The organism is Thermomonas alba, assembly GCF_022419205.1.
GTDB lineage: Bacteria > Pseudomonadota > Gammaproteobacteria > Xanthomonadales > Xanthomonadaceae > Thermomonas > Thermomonas alba.
The window spans coordinates 115126-132431 of sequence record NZ_JAJOZU010000001.1 but is presented as its reverse complement, the minus strand read 5'-3'; the positions used below and the strand labels follow the sequence as shown (position 1 = coordinate 132431).

The window sequence follows — 17306 nt, the reverse complement described above, 5'->3', positions numbered from 1 at the left end:
ACGATTCTGCGGGAAAGCCCGCCCCCCGTCACGACTGGACAGATGCCGCTGCACTGCCTGCCTGCCTTCGACGACAACTACATCTGGCTGCTGCGCGATGCCGAAGGTCGCGCGCTGGTGGTCGATCCGGGCGATGCCACGCCCGTCCTCGCCGCGCTGGGCGATACGCCGCCGCTGGCCATCCTGCTCACCCACCACCACGGCGATCATGTCGGCGGCGTCGCCGACTTATTGGCCCGCTGGCCGGCCACGCCGGTGTTCGCCCCGCACGAGGAACGCATCCCGCAGGCCACACACCGCGTGCGCGACGGCGAAGAGCTGGCGATCGGCGCCTGGCGTTTCCAAGCGCTGTCCGTCCCTGGACATACCCGCAGCCACGTGGCCTATCACGGCGAAGGGCTGCTGTTCTGCGGTGACACCCTGTTCAGCCTGGGCTGTGGACGTCTGTTCGAAGGCACGCCCGCGCAGATGCACGCCTCGCTCGCGCGGCTGGCTGCGCTACCGGCCGATACCCTCGTGTGCTGCGCCCACGAATACACGCTGGGCAACGCGACGTTCGCGCTCACGGTCGATCCCGACAATCCGGCACTGCGGGCGCGCGCGGCCGCGGCAGGCACTCTGCGCACCGCCGATCGTCCCACCCTGCCGACCACGCTCGCCGAGGAACGCGCCTGCAACCCGTTCCTGCGCTGCGAGGCGCCGAGCGTGCGCGCGGCGGCTGAAGCACATGCCGGTCGCGCCCTGAGCGATGCGATCGCGGTCTTCGCCACCCTGCGCGCCTGGAAGGACGACTTCCGCGCCTGAGCTCCATACGGCTGCGCACACTGGCCGCAGCCAGGCGCGCAAGGCACACTTAGCGCATTGACCTCGGTGCGCCGCGTGCGCACACCGCACCGTCCAAGGAGATCGCATGGGATTTTTGCAAGGCAAACGCGCGCTGGTGACCGGCATCGCCAGCCAACGTTCGATCGCGACCGGCATTGCCGACGCCTTCCACCGTGAGGGCGCCGAGTTGGCGCTGACCTACCAAAACGACAAGCTCAAATCGCGGGTCGAAGACGCGGCCGCGACCTATGGCGCCAAGATCGTGCTGCCGCTGGACGTATCCTCGGATGCGCAGATCGATGCCTGCTTCGCAGAGCTGGGCAAGCACTGGAGCGACGGCTTCGACATCCTGGTGCACTGCATTGCATATGCTCCGCGGGAAGCGATCGAAGGGGATTTTCTGGACGGTATCACCCGCGAGAACTACCACATCGCCCACGACATCAGCGCCTACTCGCTGGCGGCGCTAGGTAAGGCCGCGCGTCCGCTGATGAAGGGCCGCAAGGGCAGCATCCTGACTCTGTCCTACCTCGGCGCAGAGCGCGCGCTGGCCAACTACAACACCATGGGCGTGGCCAAGGCCTCGCTGGAGGCCATCGTGCGCTACATGGCGATGACCCTCGGGCCAGAAGGCACCCGTGTGAACGCGATTTCGGCCGGTCCGATCCGCACCCTGGCCGCCAGCGGCGTGGCCAACTTCCGCAAGATGCTCAGCCAGTTCGAAGCAGTAGCGCCGCTGCGCCGGGTGGTCACCATCGAGGACGTCGGCAACGCCGCCGCGTTCCTGTGTTCGGATCTCGCGGCCGGCATCACCGGCGAGATCACCTACGTAGATGCCGGTTACAACATCATGGGAATGGCTGGGATCGACTGATCCTGCACTGATGCAAAAAAACGCCCGGCATGGCCGGGCGTTTTGCTGTGGGGTCGGCGGTTACGCGCTTACAACCGGTCTTCCGCGACCTTGATCACGTAGTGCTTGCGCACGGCCTTGATGAAGGCGTCCTGCTCCTGGGCACCGATCGAGGCGGCCACCTGCGTACGCAACTGCGCGCGCTCCTGCGGGGTCACCTGGCCGATGTCGCCATCGCGCGCCGCGCGCACCGCGAACACCACCAGTTGACCACCGGCGCGGGTCTTGCCCAGCACCGGCGCATCCTTCTGCGGGCGCGGCACGTTGAAGAACGCATCCACCAGTGGCTGCGGTGGTACCGGCGCCGGGCTGCGGCGCGGCAGGTCGTCGAGCCGGGCCACTGCCAGCCCGGCCGCCGTCGCGGCCGCATCCAGCCCCTGCGCACGCGCGGCCTTGAGCAGCGCCTCAGCCGCGGCATCCGCCGCCTTGCGCTCGCGATCGGCGTGGATTGCCGCCACCACCGCGGCGCGCACCTGCGTCAGAGGCTGCACCTGCTCGGGCTGATGCTCGATCACCCGGATCAGCACCGTGTGCAGCGGACCGAGTTCGATCGGATCGCTGGCGGTGCCATCCTGCACCAGCGCATCGGAGAAGGCCGCACGCAACACCTTGGGGTCGCTGGCGATGCCCGGCGCGCCGGCGCGACTGAAGACCGGCGTGGTCTGCACCTGCAGCCCCAGCGCCTTGGCCGCCGGCGCCAGCGAGGTGGGATTCTTGAGCACGGCATCCACCAGCTTGCCGGTCAGATCGTTGAACGCCTGCTCGCGACCGGTTTCCTGCAACTCCTTCTCGAGCTCGGGGCGCACTTCCTCGAACGAACGCTGCACGCCCGGCTGGATCTGGTTCAGCTTGATGATGTGCCAGCCGAAGTCGGTCTTGATCGGCCCGCGCACCTCGCCCACCCGCATCGCAAAAGCGGCTTCGTCGAACGCGCTCGGCATGCCGCTGCCCTTGGTGATCCAGCCGAGATCGCCGCCGGAAGACTTGGAACCGGTGTCATCGGAGTTGGCCCGCGCCAGCGCCGCAAAATCGGCGCCCGGCGCGCGTGCTTCGGCCGCGAGCTTGGCGGCGCGCGCCTCGGCGGCCTTCTTCTCGGCCTCGCTGGCATTGGTCGGCACCTGCACCAGGATGTGCGACACCTCGCGCTTCTCCGGGCTGGAGAACTTGGCGATCTGCTCCTGATAGCGCTTGCGCAGCGCGGCTTCGTCTGCCGCTGGCGCCGGCAGCGCATTGCCATTCACTTCGACATATTCCAGGCGCACCGTCTCCGGGCTGCGATATTCGCCCTTGTGAGCCGCATACCAGGCCGCGACCTCGGCATCGGTAACTTCCGCGGTATCCGCCGCCGGGGCGGGGACGGCAACGAAGGAGACGTCGCGGCGCTCGCCCAGCAGGCGCATCAGTCGGTCCAGCTCGACGTCGGTGACGAAAGCCGAACGCGCGATGCGTGCAGGGATCAGATTGGTCGCCAGATCCTCACGCACTTTCTCCTCGAACGCACGCGGCGTCAGCGGCGGGTTCTGGGCGGCCAGCAGCATCTGATAGCGGTCGATATTGAATGCGCCATCGACCTGGAACTCCGGAATCTTGCGGATGTTGTCGGCCACCTCCGCATCGCTGATGACGATCCCTGCATTGCGGGCCGTCATCCGCATCAGGCGCTCATCGATCACCGCATCCAACACCCGGCGCTTGTTCTCCACCGACTCGAATGCCTTGGCGTCGAAGTTCTCACCCTGCGCGTTGCGCATGTTGAGACGCGCATTCTCCAGGCGCTGCTTGAACTCCTGCGCGTCGATGTCCTCGATATGCCACAGGTAGGTCACCGGCCAGACCTGCGGCGCGGACTTCCACCATGACGGCGGCTGCGCGATCCGGGCGACGTAGGTCTCCACTCGCTGCGACATGTACGACTCCACCCCGTAGAAAGCGAACGGAATGGTCACGATCGTGAGGATGGTGCCGGCAATCCAGCCGGAGGTCTTGTCGCGGAGTTTCTGCAGCATGGGCGAACCAGGAATGAGGCGTAGCGAGCAAGTTTACCCGAGCCGCGCGCGCCCGGCCGCCCCACGACGCGGGCTGGAGAACAGAAAAAGCCCCGCATTGCTGCGGGGCTTTTGCGTTTCGAATGGCGGAGTGGACGGGACTCGAACCCGCGACCTCCGGCGTGACAGGCCAGCATTCTAACCGACTGAACTACCACTCCGCTGTGGAGCGCGAAAGTATACAGAACTTTCCGGGAAGTGCAACTTTTTTCGACTCGATGGTGGGCACTGAGGGGATCGAACCCCCGACCCGCTCCTTGTAAGGGAGCCGCTCTACCGCTGAGCTAAGTGCCCGGGGCGGGCATTATCGCCGCGACTGCTCTGCAACGGAACCCCATAGCGAAAAGCCCGGCACAAGGCCGGGCTTTTCGAGATCCAATCGTTTGCTGCAGGAGCGATCAGTTGACCGCGTCCTTCAGCGCCTTGCCAGCCTTGAACGCCGGGTTCTTGGAGGCCTTGATCTTGATGGTATCGCCGGTACGCGGGTTGCGGCCGGTGCGGGCACCGCGCTTGCGCACCGAGAAGGTGCCAAACCCTACGAGGGTCACGGTGTCGCCCTTCTTCAGAGCTTTGGTGATGGTGGCAATCATCGCATCGACGGCACGACCAGCGTCTGCCTTGGTCAGCTCGGCGTGGTCGGCGATGGCTTCGACGAATTCGGCTTTGTTCATGTGCTTGTTGGCTCCGTTGCGGAAAGTGACGCGGAGAATGCGCTGACCAGATCCAGCAGCGCTCCCCTGCCGTGGACCCGGGCTTGCCGCGGCGCCGACCCAGCCGCCGCGGTTGCACACCTTATACCAGCGGCATTTCCGGTACGCAACACGGAAAGCCAATGCTGGCGCGGGTTTCGGCGATTGGCGAGCAAACCTGTGACGGCTCTAACCGTTTTCCCGTCGTCAGTGCTTGACGGGGACGCGGCTGCCAGCACGGCTGCGCGGCTTGGGCTTGGCCAGCGCCTGCGCCTGCGCCTTGCGCGCCGCCTTCCTGGCATCGCCCTTGCGGACAGGCAGCGGGCGCTCCAGCGCCAGGTCTAGCACCTCGTCGATCCACTTCACCGGCACGATCTGCAGATGGCGGGTGACGGTAGCCGGTAACTCCGCGATGTCCTTGCGGTTCTCCTCGGGAATGATCACGGTCTTGATCCCGCCCCGCAGCGCCGCCAGCAGCTTCTCCTTCAGCCCGCCGATCGCGGTGACCTTGCCACGCAGCGTGATCTCGCCGGTCATGGCCACGTCGTGGCGCACCGGCACCTTGGTCAGCATCGATACCAGCGCCGTGGCGATCGCGATGCCGGCGCTGGGGCCGTCCTTGGGCGTGGCGCCGTCAGGCACATGCACATGCACGTCGTGCTTCTGCAGAAAATCCAGCGGGATGCCGAGCTGCTCGGCGCGCGCGCGCACCACGCTCAGCGCGGCGGAAGCGGACTCTTTCATCACATCGCCCAGCTGGCCGGTGAGCAATAGCGCGCCCTTGCCTGGCACCAAGGTGGACTCGATCTGCAGCAAGTCGCCGCCGACCTCGGTCCACGCCAGCCCGGTCACCAGACCGATCTCGTTTTCGGCCTCGGCGCGACCGAAATCGTAGCGGCGCACGCCCAGGTACTTCTCGAGCGTCTTGGCGGTGATATGGACCGGCTTGGTCGCCTCGCCCTTGGGCTTCTTGGTCTGCGCCCCCTTCAGAGCGATGTCTTTGACCACCTTGCGCGCGATCTTGGCGATCTCGCGCTCGAGATTGCGCACGCCGGATTCGCGCGTGTAGTAGCGGATGATGTCGAGAATGGCCGACTCGGCGATCACCAGCTCACCCTCGCGCAACCCATTGGCCTTGAGCTGCTTGGGCACCAGATAGCGGGTGGCGATGTTGAGCTTTTCTTCTTCCGTATAGCCCGCGATCCGGATCACTTCCATGCGGTCCAGCAGCGGCCCCGGGATGTTCAGCGAGTTGGCGGTGGCCACGAACATCACCTCGGACAGGTCGAGATCGACCTCCAGATAATGGTCGTTGAAGGCGTGGTTCTGCTCGGGATCGAGCACCTCCAGCAGCGCCGATGAGGGATCGCCGCGGAAGTCCATCGACATCTTGTCGATCTCGTCGAGCATGAACAGCGGGTTCTTGGTGCCAACCTTGTTCAAGCTCTGCACGATCCGCCCGGGCATCGAACCGACGTAGGTGCGGCGGTGGCCGCGGATCTCGGCCTCGTCGCGAACGCCGCCCAACGCCATCCGCACGAACTTGCGGTTGGTGGCCTTGGCAATGCTCTGCCCGAGCGAGGTCTTGCCCACGCCCGGCGGTCCGACCAGGCACAGGATCGGCCCTTTCATCTTGCTCACCCGCGCCTGCACCGCGAGATATTCGAGGATACGTTCCTTGACTTTCTCCAGCCCGTAGTGGTCTGCATCGAGGGTCTCCTGCGCCGCCTTCAGATCCTTGCGCACCCGGCTGCGGGTCGACCACGGCACGCCCAGCAGCCAGTCGAGGTAGTTGCGCACCACCCCGGCCTCGGCCGACATCGGCGACATCTGCTTGAGCTTGGCCAGCTCGGCGCGGGCCTTGGCCTCCACCGCCTTGGGCATGCCGGCCTTGGCGATCTTCTTGGCGATCTCGTCCAGATCGTTCGGCGCATCCTCCAGCTCACCCAGCTCCTTCTGGATCGCCTTCATCTGCTCATTGAGGTAGTACTCGCGCTGGCTCTTCTCGATCTGCGACTTGACCCGGCCGCGGATGCGTTTCTCCATCTGCTGCACGTCGATCTCGCCATTGACCAGAGCCACCAGCAGCTCCATGCGGTCGCCGCTATCCAGGGTTTCCAGCAGCTTTTGCTTGTCGGCCAGGCGCACCCCCAGGTGCGCCGCCACGGTGTCGGCCAGACGATCGGGATCCTCGATTCCGGCCAGCGTCTGCAGCAGCTCCGGAGGCAGCTTGCGACTGCTCTTGATGTATTGCTCGAACAGCGACAACAAGGTGCGGGCGATCGCCTGCAACTCACGCTCATCACGGCTGGAGCCGGTGGACGTCTCCGCGGCCTCGGCGAACAACGCGCCATTGCGAACCTGCACGTTGCTCACCCGTGCGCGCGCCAGCCCTTCGACCAGTACTTTGATGGTGCCGTCCGGCAGTTTCAGCAGCTGCAACACTTGCGCCAGGGTACCGACCTGGTGCAGGTCGGCGGCGCCAGGGTCGTCCGTATCCGGGGTCTTTTGCGCCACCAGCAGGATCTGGCGGTCGCCCTCCACCGCAAGATCGAGCGCATGGATGGACTTCTCGCGCCCGACGAACAGCGGGATGACCATGTGCGGAAACACCACGACATCGCGCAGGGGCAATACGGGCAACACACGGGAAGGACTCGTGGCGGAATCGTTCGATGCGGCCATGGGAAGGCTCCGGAATCTCTCTTGGTAGCAACGGCTGCCACCGTGCTGTGTTTATGGGGCTGACCGCGGCGTGTTGCAAGCGCTCACCGGCCGTTGACCCCGGACGCTGCCGGGACGGTTCAGGCAGACGGTTCAGGCAATGCGCGAGGCGACCTAAGGCCAGGATGCTCCCGGAAACGCCGAAGGCCGCCTCGCGGCGGCCTTCGCGGTTCCTTTTCGGGCCAGGCCGCGCGCATTTTTAGTCGGCGGCAGCCACCTTGGGCGAGGCCGGCACGTTGCGGTAGATCAGGTACGGCTCGGACTTGTGCTCGATCACCGACTCATCGACGACGACCTTGCTGACATTCTGCAGCGACGGCAGCTCGTACATGGTATCGAGCAGCACGGATTCCACGATGGTGCGCAGGCCACGCGCGCCGGTCTTGCGTTTGAGCGCCTTGCGCGCGATCGCCGCCAGCGCGTCCGGGCGGAACTCGAGCTCCACACCCTCCATCTCGAACAGCTTCTTGAACTGCTTGGTGATGGCGTTCTTGGGCTCGGTCAGGATCTGGATCAGCGCGGCTTCATCGAGCTCCTCCAGGGTGGCGATCACAGGCAGCCGGCCGACGAACTCAGGGATCAGGCCGAACTTGATCAGGTCTTCCGGCTCCACCTGCGCCAGCAGTTGGCCGACGTCGGCTTTGCGCTGGCTGCTCTTGACCTTGGCCCCGAAACCGATGCCACCGGCCTCGCTGGAGCGCTGCTGGATCACCTTTTCCAGTCCGGCGAACGCACCGCCGCAGATGAACAGGATGTTGCGGGTATCGACCTGCAGGAACTCCTGCTGCGGATGCTTGCGCCCGCCCTGGGGCGGCACGCTGGCGATGGTGCCCTCGATCAGCTTGAGCAGCGCCTGCTGCACGCCCTCGCCGGACACGTCGCGGGTGATCGACGGATTCTCCGACTTGCGGCTGATCTTGTCGATCTCGTCGATGTACACGATGCCCTGCTGCGCCCGCTCGACGTCATAGTCGCACTTCTGCAGCAGCTTCTGGATGATGTTCTCCACGTCCTCGCCGACGTAACCGGCCTCGGTCAGGGTGGTCGCATCGGCGATAGTGAACGGGACGTTGAGCATGCGCGCCAGCGTCTCCGCCAGCAGCGTCTTGCCCGACCCGGTCGGACCGATCAGCAGGATGTTGGACTTGGCAAGCTCGACGTCATCGGACTTTTGACGGCTTTCGATTCGCTTGTAGTGGTTGTACACCGCGACCGCGAGCGTCTTCTTGGCGCGCTGCTGGCCGATCACGTACTGATCGAGCACTTCGAGGATCTCGCGCGGCTTGGGCAGCGCGCTGCGGTTGGCCTGCGCCTTTTCCTCGAGTTCCTCGCGGATGATGTCGTTGCACAGATCCACGCATTCATCGCAAATGAATACGCTGGGGCCCGCGATCAGCTTGCGCACCTCATGCTGGCTCTTCCCGCAGAAAGAGCAATACAGAATCTTGCCGCTGTCGCTGGGATTGCGTCCCTGACGGTCTTCGCTCATTTGCCACTCACTCGCCGCACTGTCACGGCTTTTGTCCGAGGATAGCACACCCTCCCGCCAAGCCTGGCAGGGTGCCGTGCCGGGGGTTCACGCCCGCACGATTCCGTTATCGGCCGTGCAGTGCGCAGCTCAAGCCCGGCCATCCATGCCCAGGTCAGATGCGCGATCCGGCTCAGGACGCCTGGATCGACTCGTCTGGTCGCCGCACCAGCACTTCATCCACCAGACCGTACTCGCGCGCGGCCTCAGCGCTCTTGAAGTTATCGCGGTCGGTGTCGCGGGCGATGGTCTCGATCGGCTGGCCGGTATGCCGCGCCAGGATCTCGTTGAGCCGCTCGCGCATGGCCAGAATCTCGCGCGCCTGGATGTCGATGTCCGTGGCCTGCCCCTGGGCACCGCCCAGCGGCTGGTGAATCATGACCCGCGAGTTGGGTAGCGCATAGCGCTTGCCTTTGGCGCCCGCCGCCAGCAGCACCGCCCCCATCGAACAGGCCTGACCAACGCAGATGGTGCTCACGTCGGGCTTGATGTACTGCATGGTGTCGTAGATCGCCATGCCCGCGGTGACGATGCCGCCGGGCGAGTTGATATACAGGCTGATGTCCTTCTCGGGGTTCTCGGCCTCGAGGAACAGCATCTGCGCCACGACCACGTTGGCCACGTGATCGTCGATCCCGCCGACCAGAAAGATCACCCGCTCCTTCAGCAGGCGCGAATAGATGTCGTACGCGCGCTCGCCGCGGCTGGTCTGCTCGACCACCATCGGGACGAGGTTGAGATTCTTGATCGGTTCCATGCTACCTCACTGTTCGTTCAGAAATCCCTGCCGCACGGCGCGGCAGGGGCGCCAGGCGCGTTACTGGCTGATCGCGTCCTGGAAGCTGAGCGCCTGCTCGGTGTGCTTGGCGCGCTCGGCGATCCAGTCGATCACCTGCTCCTCCATCACGCGGGTCTGCAGGCTCTGCATCAACTGGGGATCGTTGCGGTACAACGCAATGACCTGTTCCGGCTGCTCGTAGGTAGACGCAATCAGGCGCAAGGTTTCGTTCAGCCGGGCCGGATCCAGACGCAGCTGGTTGCGACGCGCGATCTCGCCCACCAGCAACCCCACCAGCACGCGCTTACGGGCGGCCTCCTGGAAGGCCTCCGGGGTTGCCTCCAGAACCTGACCGCGACGGCGGGCATCCTCGGTGGCGCTGGCCAGCAGCGCGCGCGCCTCGGTCTCCACCAGGCGCGGCGGAAGCTCGACGTGCTGATAGGCAGCCACCAGCTGCTCGCCCACCTCGCGGCGCAGACGATTCATCAGCGCGCCCTTCAGCTCGCGCTCCAGGTTGCTGCGGATTTCCGCGCGGAACTGCTCCAGATCGCCACTCTTGACCCCGAAACTGCGAATGAAGGCGGCATCCACCTCCGGCAGCACCTGCTCGGCCACGCTCACCAGCTTGAAGGTGGAGGTGATGGTCTTGCCGGCAAACTGCGGCACGTGCCAGTCGGCCGGCAGGGTGACGTCGATGGTCTTCTCCTCACCGGCGCGCATCCCGACGATGGCGGACTCCACCTCCGGATAGAGCGCGGCGGAACCGAGCACGGTGGAGCTCTTCTCGACGCCCTCCGCGGGGGTCCGCACGCCATCCACCGTGCTGGTAATCTCGAGATTGACCAGATCACCCGCCTTGGCCTCACGCTCCACCGTGCGCCAGCTGGCACGCTGCTGACGCAGGCTCTCCAGCATGCGATCGATATCGGCCTCGGTGACTTCGGCGGTATGGCGCACCACTTCGAGCTTGCTCATGTCGAGCTCGCCGAAATCCGGCACCAGCTCCACCGATGCCACGTACTTGAGCTCGCCCTCGGCGGCATCCTCGCTCGGCATCACCTGCGGCAGCCCGGCCACCCGCAGCGCGTGCTCGCGCACGGCCTGGTCCAGCCCTTGGCGCAGCAGTCCATCGACGATCTCGGCGCGCACCTGCCATCCAAACCTCTGCTCCACCACCTTCGCCGGCACCTTGCCGGGGCGGAACCCCTTGATGCGCAGGTTCTGCGCAATCTCGCGCAGGCGATTGCCGACCTGGCTCTCGACGTCGCCCGCAGGCAGGCTGAGGATGATGCGGCGCTCGAGATTGCCGATGGATTCGACCGAGACTTGCATGATGCGATGACTCCTGGACGGGTTCCCGCGAACCCGGTTGCGACGGGATGGAATGGACATCAGCACGGCCGGAGCCGCGCGGAACGCATTAGTTTCGCCGATTTCCGAAGACGGTGCCAGCATCTTGCCGCGCCGGGCGCACGTCCGCGTCGCACGTCCGCGTTGACAGGCGCGCGCCGGCGCCAGACAATACGCGACCTTTCGTTGCGCTGGCGCGCCGCGGAAGGCAGGCGACCGCAACTGCTGGCGGCCGCCGGGGTGTGTCGGTTCTGCCGGCGGGGTATAGCGCAGTCTGGTAGCGCGCCTGCTTTGGGAGCAGGATGTCGGGGGTTCGAATCCCTCTACCCCGACCACTCCGGCAGCAACCAGCATCCCTTTTCCGGCCCGGGCGCCCGTAGCTCAACCGGATAGAGCACCGGCCTTCTAAGCCGGTGGTTGCAGGTTCGATTCCTGCCGGGCGCGCCAATGTGTCGAAAACGCTGTCCTTGTGGTGGCTGTAGCTCAGTTGGTTAGAGTCCTGGATTGTGATTCCAGTTGTCGTGGGTTCGAGTCCCATCAGCCACCCCACCCCTTTCCCGGCAGCCCATCCGAAGGGCTTGCAGCACGCAGGATGTCTGCTACAATATCCGTCTAACGGGCCGTTAGCTCAGTTGGTAGAGCAGTTGACTCTTAATCAATAGGTCCAAGGTTCGAATCCTTGACGGCCCACCAGACCCGAAACGCCCGGCGACCCCGGGCGTTTTTTTTAGCAACATCGCGAAAGTGGCGGAATTGGTAGACGCCCTGGATTTAGGTTCCAGTGCCGCAAGGCGTGCGGGTTCGAGTCCCGCCTTTCGCACCAGCCTTCCGCGCCTCCGGCCACACGCCACCTGGCCGCCGGATGCCGACGCCGCCCTTACCCGCGAGGCGGGCCCGTGATCCTGCGCGCCAACTGGCCATGCCGGACCAAGGCAGTGGCCAGGGCTTTTTGCGTGACTTCTGGCATCGCCCACAGCTCGAGCGCGGTTTTGGCCCTGGAAACGCCGGTATAGAGCAGCTGCCGGACCAGCAAGGGAGAGGTCGGATCCGGCGGCAGCAGCACTGCCACGCGGTCGTACTCGGAACCCTGACTCTTGTGCACCGTGATGGCGAATGCGTCCTCGTGCGGAGGCAGGGCGCCCGGGTCCAGCAGGCGGACACTGGACGCGGATGATCCCGCCTCTCTCACGCCCGGATCCTGCGCACCCTCAAACGCGACCTGCAGACGTGACGTGCCCGCCTCCTGCACCAGCACGCAGATACCGACATCGCCGTTGTAGAGGCGTGCAGCATGGTCGTTGCGGGTGATCATCACGCAGCGCCCTGGATACCACTGCCCGTCCGCCCACGGAGACAAGGCGTCCCAAGTGCGCAAGCGCGCCGCGGTCGCTTGGGCCACCTGCACTGCCCCAAACGGGCCTTCGCGCAGTGCGCACAGCAGCTGTTGCCGGCGTAGCACCGCCAGACGCGCCGCCAGTGCCTGCTGATCGCCCACATCCACCGGCGTGGCGATTCCGGCCTGCGCCAACGTCGTCTGCAGATCTCGCGCCCAGGCCAAGACGCGGCGGCGCAGACTGACGACATCCGGCACCTGATGCACCGCCGCTGCCGCGATGGCGGACGCAAACGCGGCCGCATCCCCCGAGCGCACGGCCTCGTTGATCGGCACCAGCGCGCGATCCGCGCGAAAGCAATGCGACAGCCGCACCAGATCGCCACGCGGATCGGCCTCTAGCGCCTGCACCACGTCCATCATCACCGAGCCGGTGCCGACCGAGGTGAGCTGGTCGGCATCGCCGACCAGCACCAGCACGGCATCATCGCGCAACGCCGCGAGCAAGGCGCGCAGCATGCCGAGATCGAGCATCGAAGCCTCGTCCACCACCACGATGTCGGCCGGCAACGGTTCGTCGGCATGATAGGTGTAGCCACCGCGGTGGCCGCGGCTGCCCAACAGACGGTGCACGGTAGCCGCCTCGATGGCCTGCACGGCTTGCAGATGCGGCAGCCAGTCCTGACCGACGGACAGCAGGCCGGCCTGCAAACGATCGACACCCTGCTGCAAGGATTCCGCCAGCCGCTGCGCGGCCTTGCCGGTAGGTGCGGCAATCCGGAGTTGCGGCAGAGCTCCGGTATGCGCGTGATGCTCACGCGATAGCGCGAGCAGCATGCGTAGGACCGTGGTGGTTTTGCCGGTGCCGGGCCCGCCGGTCAAGATCATCAGGCGACGCCCGACCGCCTGGCACACGGCGGCACGCTGGCGCTCTTCGCCATCCTGCCAGCTGCCATTGAACAGCACGCGCAAATCGCCGCGCGTGACCGGGCAACGTGGCGGGCGAGCAGCGGCACGCCGGGCGCGGATCGCATCGGCTATGAAGACTTCCGCCCGATAGTTGCGCAGCAAGTACAGAGAATCGCCATCCAGCACGAACGGCCGATCCTGCGCAATCTCGCCTCGTGCCAGATTCGTCACCAGCGGACTGCACGCCAGCGCCGCGCGCTGGGCCGCATCCAGCAGCGGCCGGCCGTCTTGACCAGTCCGGCGCAGCGACAGCGCGCTATGTCCCTCACCCTCCGCGTGACTGAGCCAGCCTGCCGCCAATGCAGTCGCGGCATCTCCACCATGCGCCAGCACCCAGCGCCAGACCGCGCGATCGAGATCGCGCCAGCCATCGGGCACCGCATCACAACGTGGCGGCAAGGTGAAACCGAATCTCTCGCCAGCAACCCGAAAGCTCATGCGACCGCCTTCCATTCGAGCCCCAACACGTGCTGGACGGCATCCAGCAACCCGTCGTCGAAGCGGTGCCGCCACACGCCGCAGGGCGTGCCGTCGGGTAGACGCAGCCCAACGGCACGGATGAACAGATACCAGCAATCACCGAGATGACGATCGCGGCGGTAGGCATCGCCAAGACGCGCGCGCAGATAGCGCTCGAGCGCGACCGTGTACAGCAACGCCTGCAACCGGTAGCCACTGGTGCGCATCGCTATCTCCAGCGCGGGCGGCGCATAGTCCTGGAGCGAGGCGCGCAGACCGCCGCCGAGGCGGTTGCCCTTGTAGTCGAGCACGTGGAAGCGGCCGCCATGGGCGAACACCAGGTCGATCTTGCCGGTCATCAGGCCTGCCAGCATCTGCTCGCGCGCGGGCACGAGCTCGGCTTCGCCATGCTCGGCGCACGCCTTGCGCAACGCGCTCAGCGACACTCCATCAAGCAGATAGTGGAACTCCAGCTCGGCGCGCATGTCCCCTGCGGTCAGATCCCACAGCCGCGGCCCGCCCACGTCGGCCAGCGGGGTCTGCAGTACGGCCTGGAGCCGGCGTGCGAGATCGACGGAAAGCGTCTGCATTGCGCCATGGTCTAGCTGGATGCCGTGCTCCTGCAGAGTGGCGAGCACGTTTTCAGGCGTGATAGGACATCCCGGCGCACGATGCTCGAACAGCGCATGCACGGCGTTGCCGAACTCGATGCCGGCAATGGCGGAGAGCGCATCGAGCTCAGGGTGCGTGGCCGCGTCCACGCCGGCATCCGCGGCCAGGTCAGAGACCGGCACGCTCTGTTCGATATCCGCCGGCGCGGCTTGCACCTCATCCTCCGCTGCGCTCGCCTCGGCACCTGTGGAATGGCCGGCGCCGCCATTGAGCGTCGTGAAGCTATGCAGCATCGGCAGCGGGCCAGAAAGCGGCGCCGGCAAAGGACGCGCTGCGCGCAGGCTCACGTCGGGGGTTTCCTCTCTCCATGCAGACGGGTTCGGTACGTCCCAGCCCTGGCGAATCTCGATGTAGCGCGCCGGCCGGCCGCGTGCGAGCGCCTCGAGTGAGAGCGCATTGAGGGCGACCTCTCTGGAGCGCGCCTTGCGGATGACCGGAGTCAAGCCGTCGTTTTTCTGCATCTCGGCAACGGCGGCGCGCGGCGATTTCGCCTTCGCCATGAGAAGCGGACTGGGCTTGCAGGGTTCCGGCAGGACGAACACATGGCAAGCATGGATGGCGCGCGTCAGAGCCACGTAAAGGACGCGGAAGCGCTCCTCGTACTCCTGCTGCCTGACCAGCTCCCTGGCCTCGTCTTCGACCAGATAGTTGACTCTGCCATCCGCGCTGGACAGCAGCTGTGGTGCTTGCTCGGAGGCTCTGGAACGTCGGTGCTTCCACATCAGCGGCAGGAACACCACGCCGAACTCCAGCCCCTTGCTTGCATGCAGGGTCATGACCTGAACCCGCTGGGCATCCGATTCCAGGCGCAGCGCGCGCGCGTCGACGGCGTCGCTGTCCTCGCCGTCGCTTTCCATTTGATCGGCGAACCAGGCCAAGAGCCGCTCGCCACTCCCATCGCGCTGCCAGGCCTCCTGCAACAGCTCGCCGAGATGACGCAGGTCGGTGAGAATGCGCTCACCCTGCACCGTCTCCAACAGACGCTGCGCATGCCTTTCCAGCAACCCTGCCACCAGCGCGAGCGGACCGCCGCGCTCGAGCATGGCATGCAGCCGATGGAAATCGCCGGAATGGCGATCCCATGCCGCAGTATCTCGGGACAGCGCCTGCAGGCTTGCCAGACTTCCACCCAAGAGGCGAGTGGCCAGCGCAGCGCGCAGGCAGCGCGGATCGTGCGCATTCAGCACGGCGTGCAAGATCAACCGCAACTCGCGTGCGGTCTCGGTCTGGAACACGCTCTTCTGCGCGCTTATCACGCAGGGCACACCGTGCGCCTTGAGTATCGCCGCCAAGCGCTCGACCTGACCGTTGGTCGGCAATAGGACGGCGATGTCGCCGGGCTGCAAGCGCCTGCTGCCGATACGGTAACCCTGCTCTGACAGCGCCTGCACGATCTGCTTTGCGCAGGCGCGCAGGGCATGGGCCTCGAGATCGGACGGCGCGATCTCCGGATCGATCCGGTGCAGCACCAGTGGGCGGGTTACTGGCTTTGCATCTGGGCCGCAGCACAACGGCGCATCGTCGCGCCGGCTACTGGCCTCGACCCGCGCGTAGCGGATCGGCGTGTCCGATGTTTCCGGCCCCAGTGTGAGGCCGGTGGCTTCATAGAACTGGTTGACCGCCTCGACATAGGCGCGGCTCGAGCGGTGGTTGACCCCAAGACTCAGGCGATCGGCGATCGGGACATCCGCTTTCGCGCGTTCGTAAGCCTGCACGTCGCCGCCGCGAAACCGGTAGATCGCCTGCTTCGGATCGCCGATCATCACCAGCCGGCCGCGCGGGGCGCCGTCCGCGTCCCGGTAGATCGCATCCAGGATGCCGAACTGCACTGGATCGGTATCCTGGAACTCGTCCACCAGCGCCACCGGCCAAACCGCGAACAGCGCATCCGCCAGCGCCCGCTGCCCGTCGCGCGGGGCCAGCGCGGCGCGCACTGCGACCAGCAGCTGGTCGAAGCTGAGCTGATTGGCCGCCTCCAGACGGGCCTGCAGGGTTTTGCGGCACCAGCGCTGGGCAGCGGCGAGGAAGCGCCGCAGCGGCACATGGCTGGCGCGATCCTGGGTCACCAGATCGATGGACTCGACGATTCCCGCGGATCGCTGAACCAGCCCGAGCACCAGCGGATCGGTCTGACCGGCCTTGTTGATACCCTCCCGCAAGGAAGCCTGGAGCAGATCCTTCCGGTACTCCTTCAGCACGCCGAGGACATCTCCATCCTCGGCCTCCAGCGCATCGGCGAGCGCATACCAAGCTTTCGGCAGCCGGCGCCTGTGATCGACCAGGCCATCGGAAGCCTGCACCGCGCGCACATTGGCAATCCAGGCACGGACATCCCCCACCACGCCGGCGATGATCGTTGTGATGGTCGCCGGATCGACTGGCTCCACCACTGCGTCTGGATGTAGCAGGATGGGGATATAGCGATCGAGCTTCTTGAGCGTGATATCGGTCGCGCGCGCGAGCGCGACCAGCTCATCGGTGTCCTCGCCCTGCGAAATCACCCGCCACAGATCTTTTGCCAGCGCTGCCTGCAGCGCTTTGCCATCGACGAGCTCGCGGTTGCGGAACGCGGCCCCAGCGGCCACCGGATGCTCGGCAAGGATGCGCGAGCACAGCCTGTGCAAAGTGCCGATCGGCGCGCCGTCGAGCTCCGTCAATGCGGCCTGCAAGCGCTTGACATCCGTCGCGATCGCCTGCTGGTCGCGCCGCCAGCGCGCGCGCAGCCAAAGCCTGTCGGAGCGTTCGGCCGCGTCATCCGGCGCATCCTCACGATACGACCAGGCTTCCGCGATCGCCCAGCGCAGCTTGGCACGCAGGCGATCGCCCAGTTCCGCTGCGGCAGCATTGGTGAAGGTGCTGACCACGATCTGGCGCGGGGACAGCTGTCGCTCCAGCAGCAGGCGCAGGTAGAGCGCCGCGATGGTCCAGGTTTTGCCGGTGCCGGCGCTGGCTTCGACCAGGCTGCGTCCGCCCTCGGTCAGCGGCAGGCAAGTCCAGTCCTGCGGCGGCATCACCTGCCCA

10 protein-coding genes and 7 tRNA genes are annotated in these 17306 nt (G+C 66.1%); 7 read left to right on the top strand and 10 right to left on the bottom strand.

What is annotated here, in order from left to right:
- The first annotated feature begins 42 nt into the window (after positions 1-42).
- Positions 43-804: a hydroxyacylglutathione hydrolase gene (gloB, locus tag ML342_RS00625; protein ID WP_240125339.1), complete on the top strand. Its 762-nt coding sequence runs from the start codon at positions 43-45 to the stop codon at positions 802-804.
- Positions 805-910: 106 nt separating this feature from the next.
- On the top strand, positions 911-1699 hold the full coding sequence (locus ML342_RS00620; protein WP_240124983.1) for an enoyl-ACP reductase FabI: 789 nt from the start codon (positions 911-913) through the stop codon (positions 1697-1699).
- Between the two features lie 68 nt (positions 1700-1767).
- Here ML342_RS00620 and ML342_RS00615 read toward each other — a convergent pair whose 3' ends face one another.
- From ML342_RS00615 to tig, 8 genes are all read right to left on the bottom strand, one after another.
- Positions 1768-3744, bottom strand: a complete 1977-nt coding sequence (locus ML342_RS00615; RefSeq protein WP_240124982.1) for a peptidyl-prolyl cis-trans isomerase — start codon at positions 3742-3744, stop codon at positions 1768-1770.
- Between the two features lie 123 nt (positions 3745-3867).
- A tRNA-Asp gene (locus ML342_RS00610) sits at positions 3868-3944 on the bottom strand.
- 58 nt (positions 3945-4002) lie between these two features.
- Positions 4003-4077: transfer RNA gene (locus ML342_RS00605), tRNA-Val, on the bottom strand.
- Between the two features lie 104 nt (positions 4078-4181).
- Positions 4182-4493, bottom strand: coding sequence for a non-specific DNA-binding protein Hbs (gene hbs, locus ML342_RS11855; RefSeq protein WP_338064974.1), 312 nt, complete (start codon positions 4491-4493; stop codon positions 4182-4184).
- A gap of 186 nt (positions 4494-4679) precedes the next feature.
- The gene (gene lon, locus ML342_RS00595; protein WP_240124980.1) at positions 4680-7157 is read right to left on the bottom strand and encodes an endopeptidase La; all 2478 of its coding nucleotides are present in this window, start codon (positions 7155-7157) and stop codon (positions 4680-4682) included.
- A gap of 238 nt (positions 7158-7395) precedes the next feature.
- Positions 7396-8685 carry an ATP-dependent Clp protease ATP-binding subunit ClpX gene (gene clpX / locus ML342_RS00590; protein ID WP_240124979.1) on the bottom strand — a complete coding sequence of 430 codons (1290 nt, stop codon included), beginning with the start codon at positions 8683-8685 and terminating at the stop codon, positions 7396-7398.
- Between the two features lie 172 nt (positions 8686-8857).
- Positions 8858-9481: an ATP-dependent Clp endopeptidase proteolytic subunit ClpP gene (clpP, locus tag ML342_RS00585; protein WP_240124978.1), complete on the bottom strand. Its 624-nt coding sequence runs from the start codon at positions 9479-9481 to the stop codon at positions 8858-8860.
- Positions 9482-9541: 60 nt separating this feature from the next.
- Positions 9542-10834: a trigger factor gene (tig, locus tag ML342_RS00580; RefSeq protein WP_240124977.1), complete on the bottom strand. Its 1293-nt coding sequence runs from the start codon at positions 10832-10834 to the stop codon at positions 9542-9544.
- A gap of 276 nt (positions 10835-11110) precedes the next feature.
- On the opposite strand from tig, the gene ML342_RS00575 reads away from it, so the two are divergent.
- From ML342_RS00575 to ML342_RS00555, 5 genes are all read left to right on the top strand, one after another.
- Positions 11111-11187: transfer RNA gene (locus ML342_RS00575), tRNA-Pro, on the top strand.
- Between the two features lie 35 nt (positions 11188-11222).
- Positions 11223-11299 (top strand) — tRNA-Arg (locus ML342_RS00570).
- A 25-nt stretch (positions 11300-11324) separates the two neighbouring features.
- Positions 11325-11401, top strand: a tRNA-His gene (locus tag ML342_RS00565).
- Positions 11402-11469: 68 nt separating this feature from the next.
- Positions 11470-11545: transfer RNA gene (locus tag ML342_RS00560), tRNA-Lys, on the top strand.
- 45 nt (positions 11546-11590) lie between these two features.
- Positions 11591-11675 (top strand) — tRNA-Leu (locus ML342_RS00555).
- Between the two features lie 54 nt (positions 11676-11729).
- Here the strand turns inward: ML342_RS00555 and recD are convergent.
- Both recD and ML342_RS00545 read right to left on the bottom strand, forming a co-directional pair.
- On the bottom strand, positions 11730-13592 hold the full coding sequence (gene recD, locus ML342_RS00550) for an exodeoxyribonuclease V subunit alpha (RefSeq protein WP_240124976.1): 1863 nt from the start codon (positions 13590-13592) through the stop codon (positions 11730-11732).
- Positions 13589-17296 carry a UvrD-helicase domain-containing protein gene (locus tag ML342_RS00545; protein ID WP_240125338.1) on the bottom strand — a complete coding sequence of 1236 codons (3708 nt, stop codon included), beginning with the start codon at positions 17294-17296 and terminating at the stop codon, positions 13589-13591. Before ML342_RS00545 ends, recD begins: the two co-directional genes overlap by 4 nt.
- Between the last annotated feature and the right edge of the window lie 10 nt (positions 17297-17306).

Excerpts from the sequence above, each read along its gene's own strand:
- gloB (WP_240125339.1), top strand. The coding sequence starts at position 43 with ATGCCGCTGCACTGCCTGCCTGCCTTCGACGACAACTACATCTGGCTG.
- ML342_RS00620 (WP_240124983.1), top strand. The coding sequence starts at position 911 with ATGGGATTTTTGCAAGGCAAACGCGCGCTGGTGACCGGCATCGCCAGC.
- ML342_RS00615 (WP_240124982.1), bottom strand. The coding sequence starts at position 3,744 with ATGCTGCAGAAACTCCGCGACAAGACCTCCGGCTGGATTGCCGGCACC.
- lon (WP_240124980.1), bottom strand. The coding sequence starts at position 7,157 with ATGGCCGCATCGAACGATTCCGCCACGAGTCCTTCCCGTGTGTTGCCC.
- clpX (WP_240124979.1), bottom strand. The coding sequence starts at position 8,685 with ATGAGCGAAGACCGTCAGGGACGCAATCCCAGCGACAGCGGCAAGATT.
- clpP (WP_240124978.1), bottom strand. The coding sequence starts at position 9,481 with ATGGAACCGATCAAGAATCTCAACCTCGTCCCGATGGTGGTCGAGCAG.
- tig (WP_240124977.1), bottom strand. The coding sequence starts at position 10,834 with ATGCAAGTCTCGGTCGAATCCATCGGCAATCTCGAGCGCCGCATCATC.
- recD (WP_240124976.1), bottom strand. The coding sequence starts at position 13,592 with ATGAGCTTTCGGGTTGCTGGCGAGAGATTCGGTTTCACCTTGCCGCCA.
- ML342_RS00545 (WP_240125338.1), bottom strand. The coding sequence starts at position 17,296 with ATGCCGCCGCAGGACTGGACTTGCCTGCCGCTGACCGAGGGCGGACGC.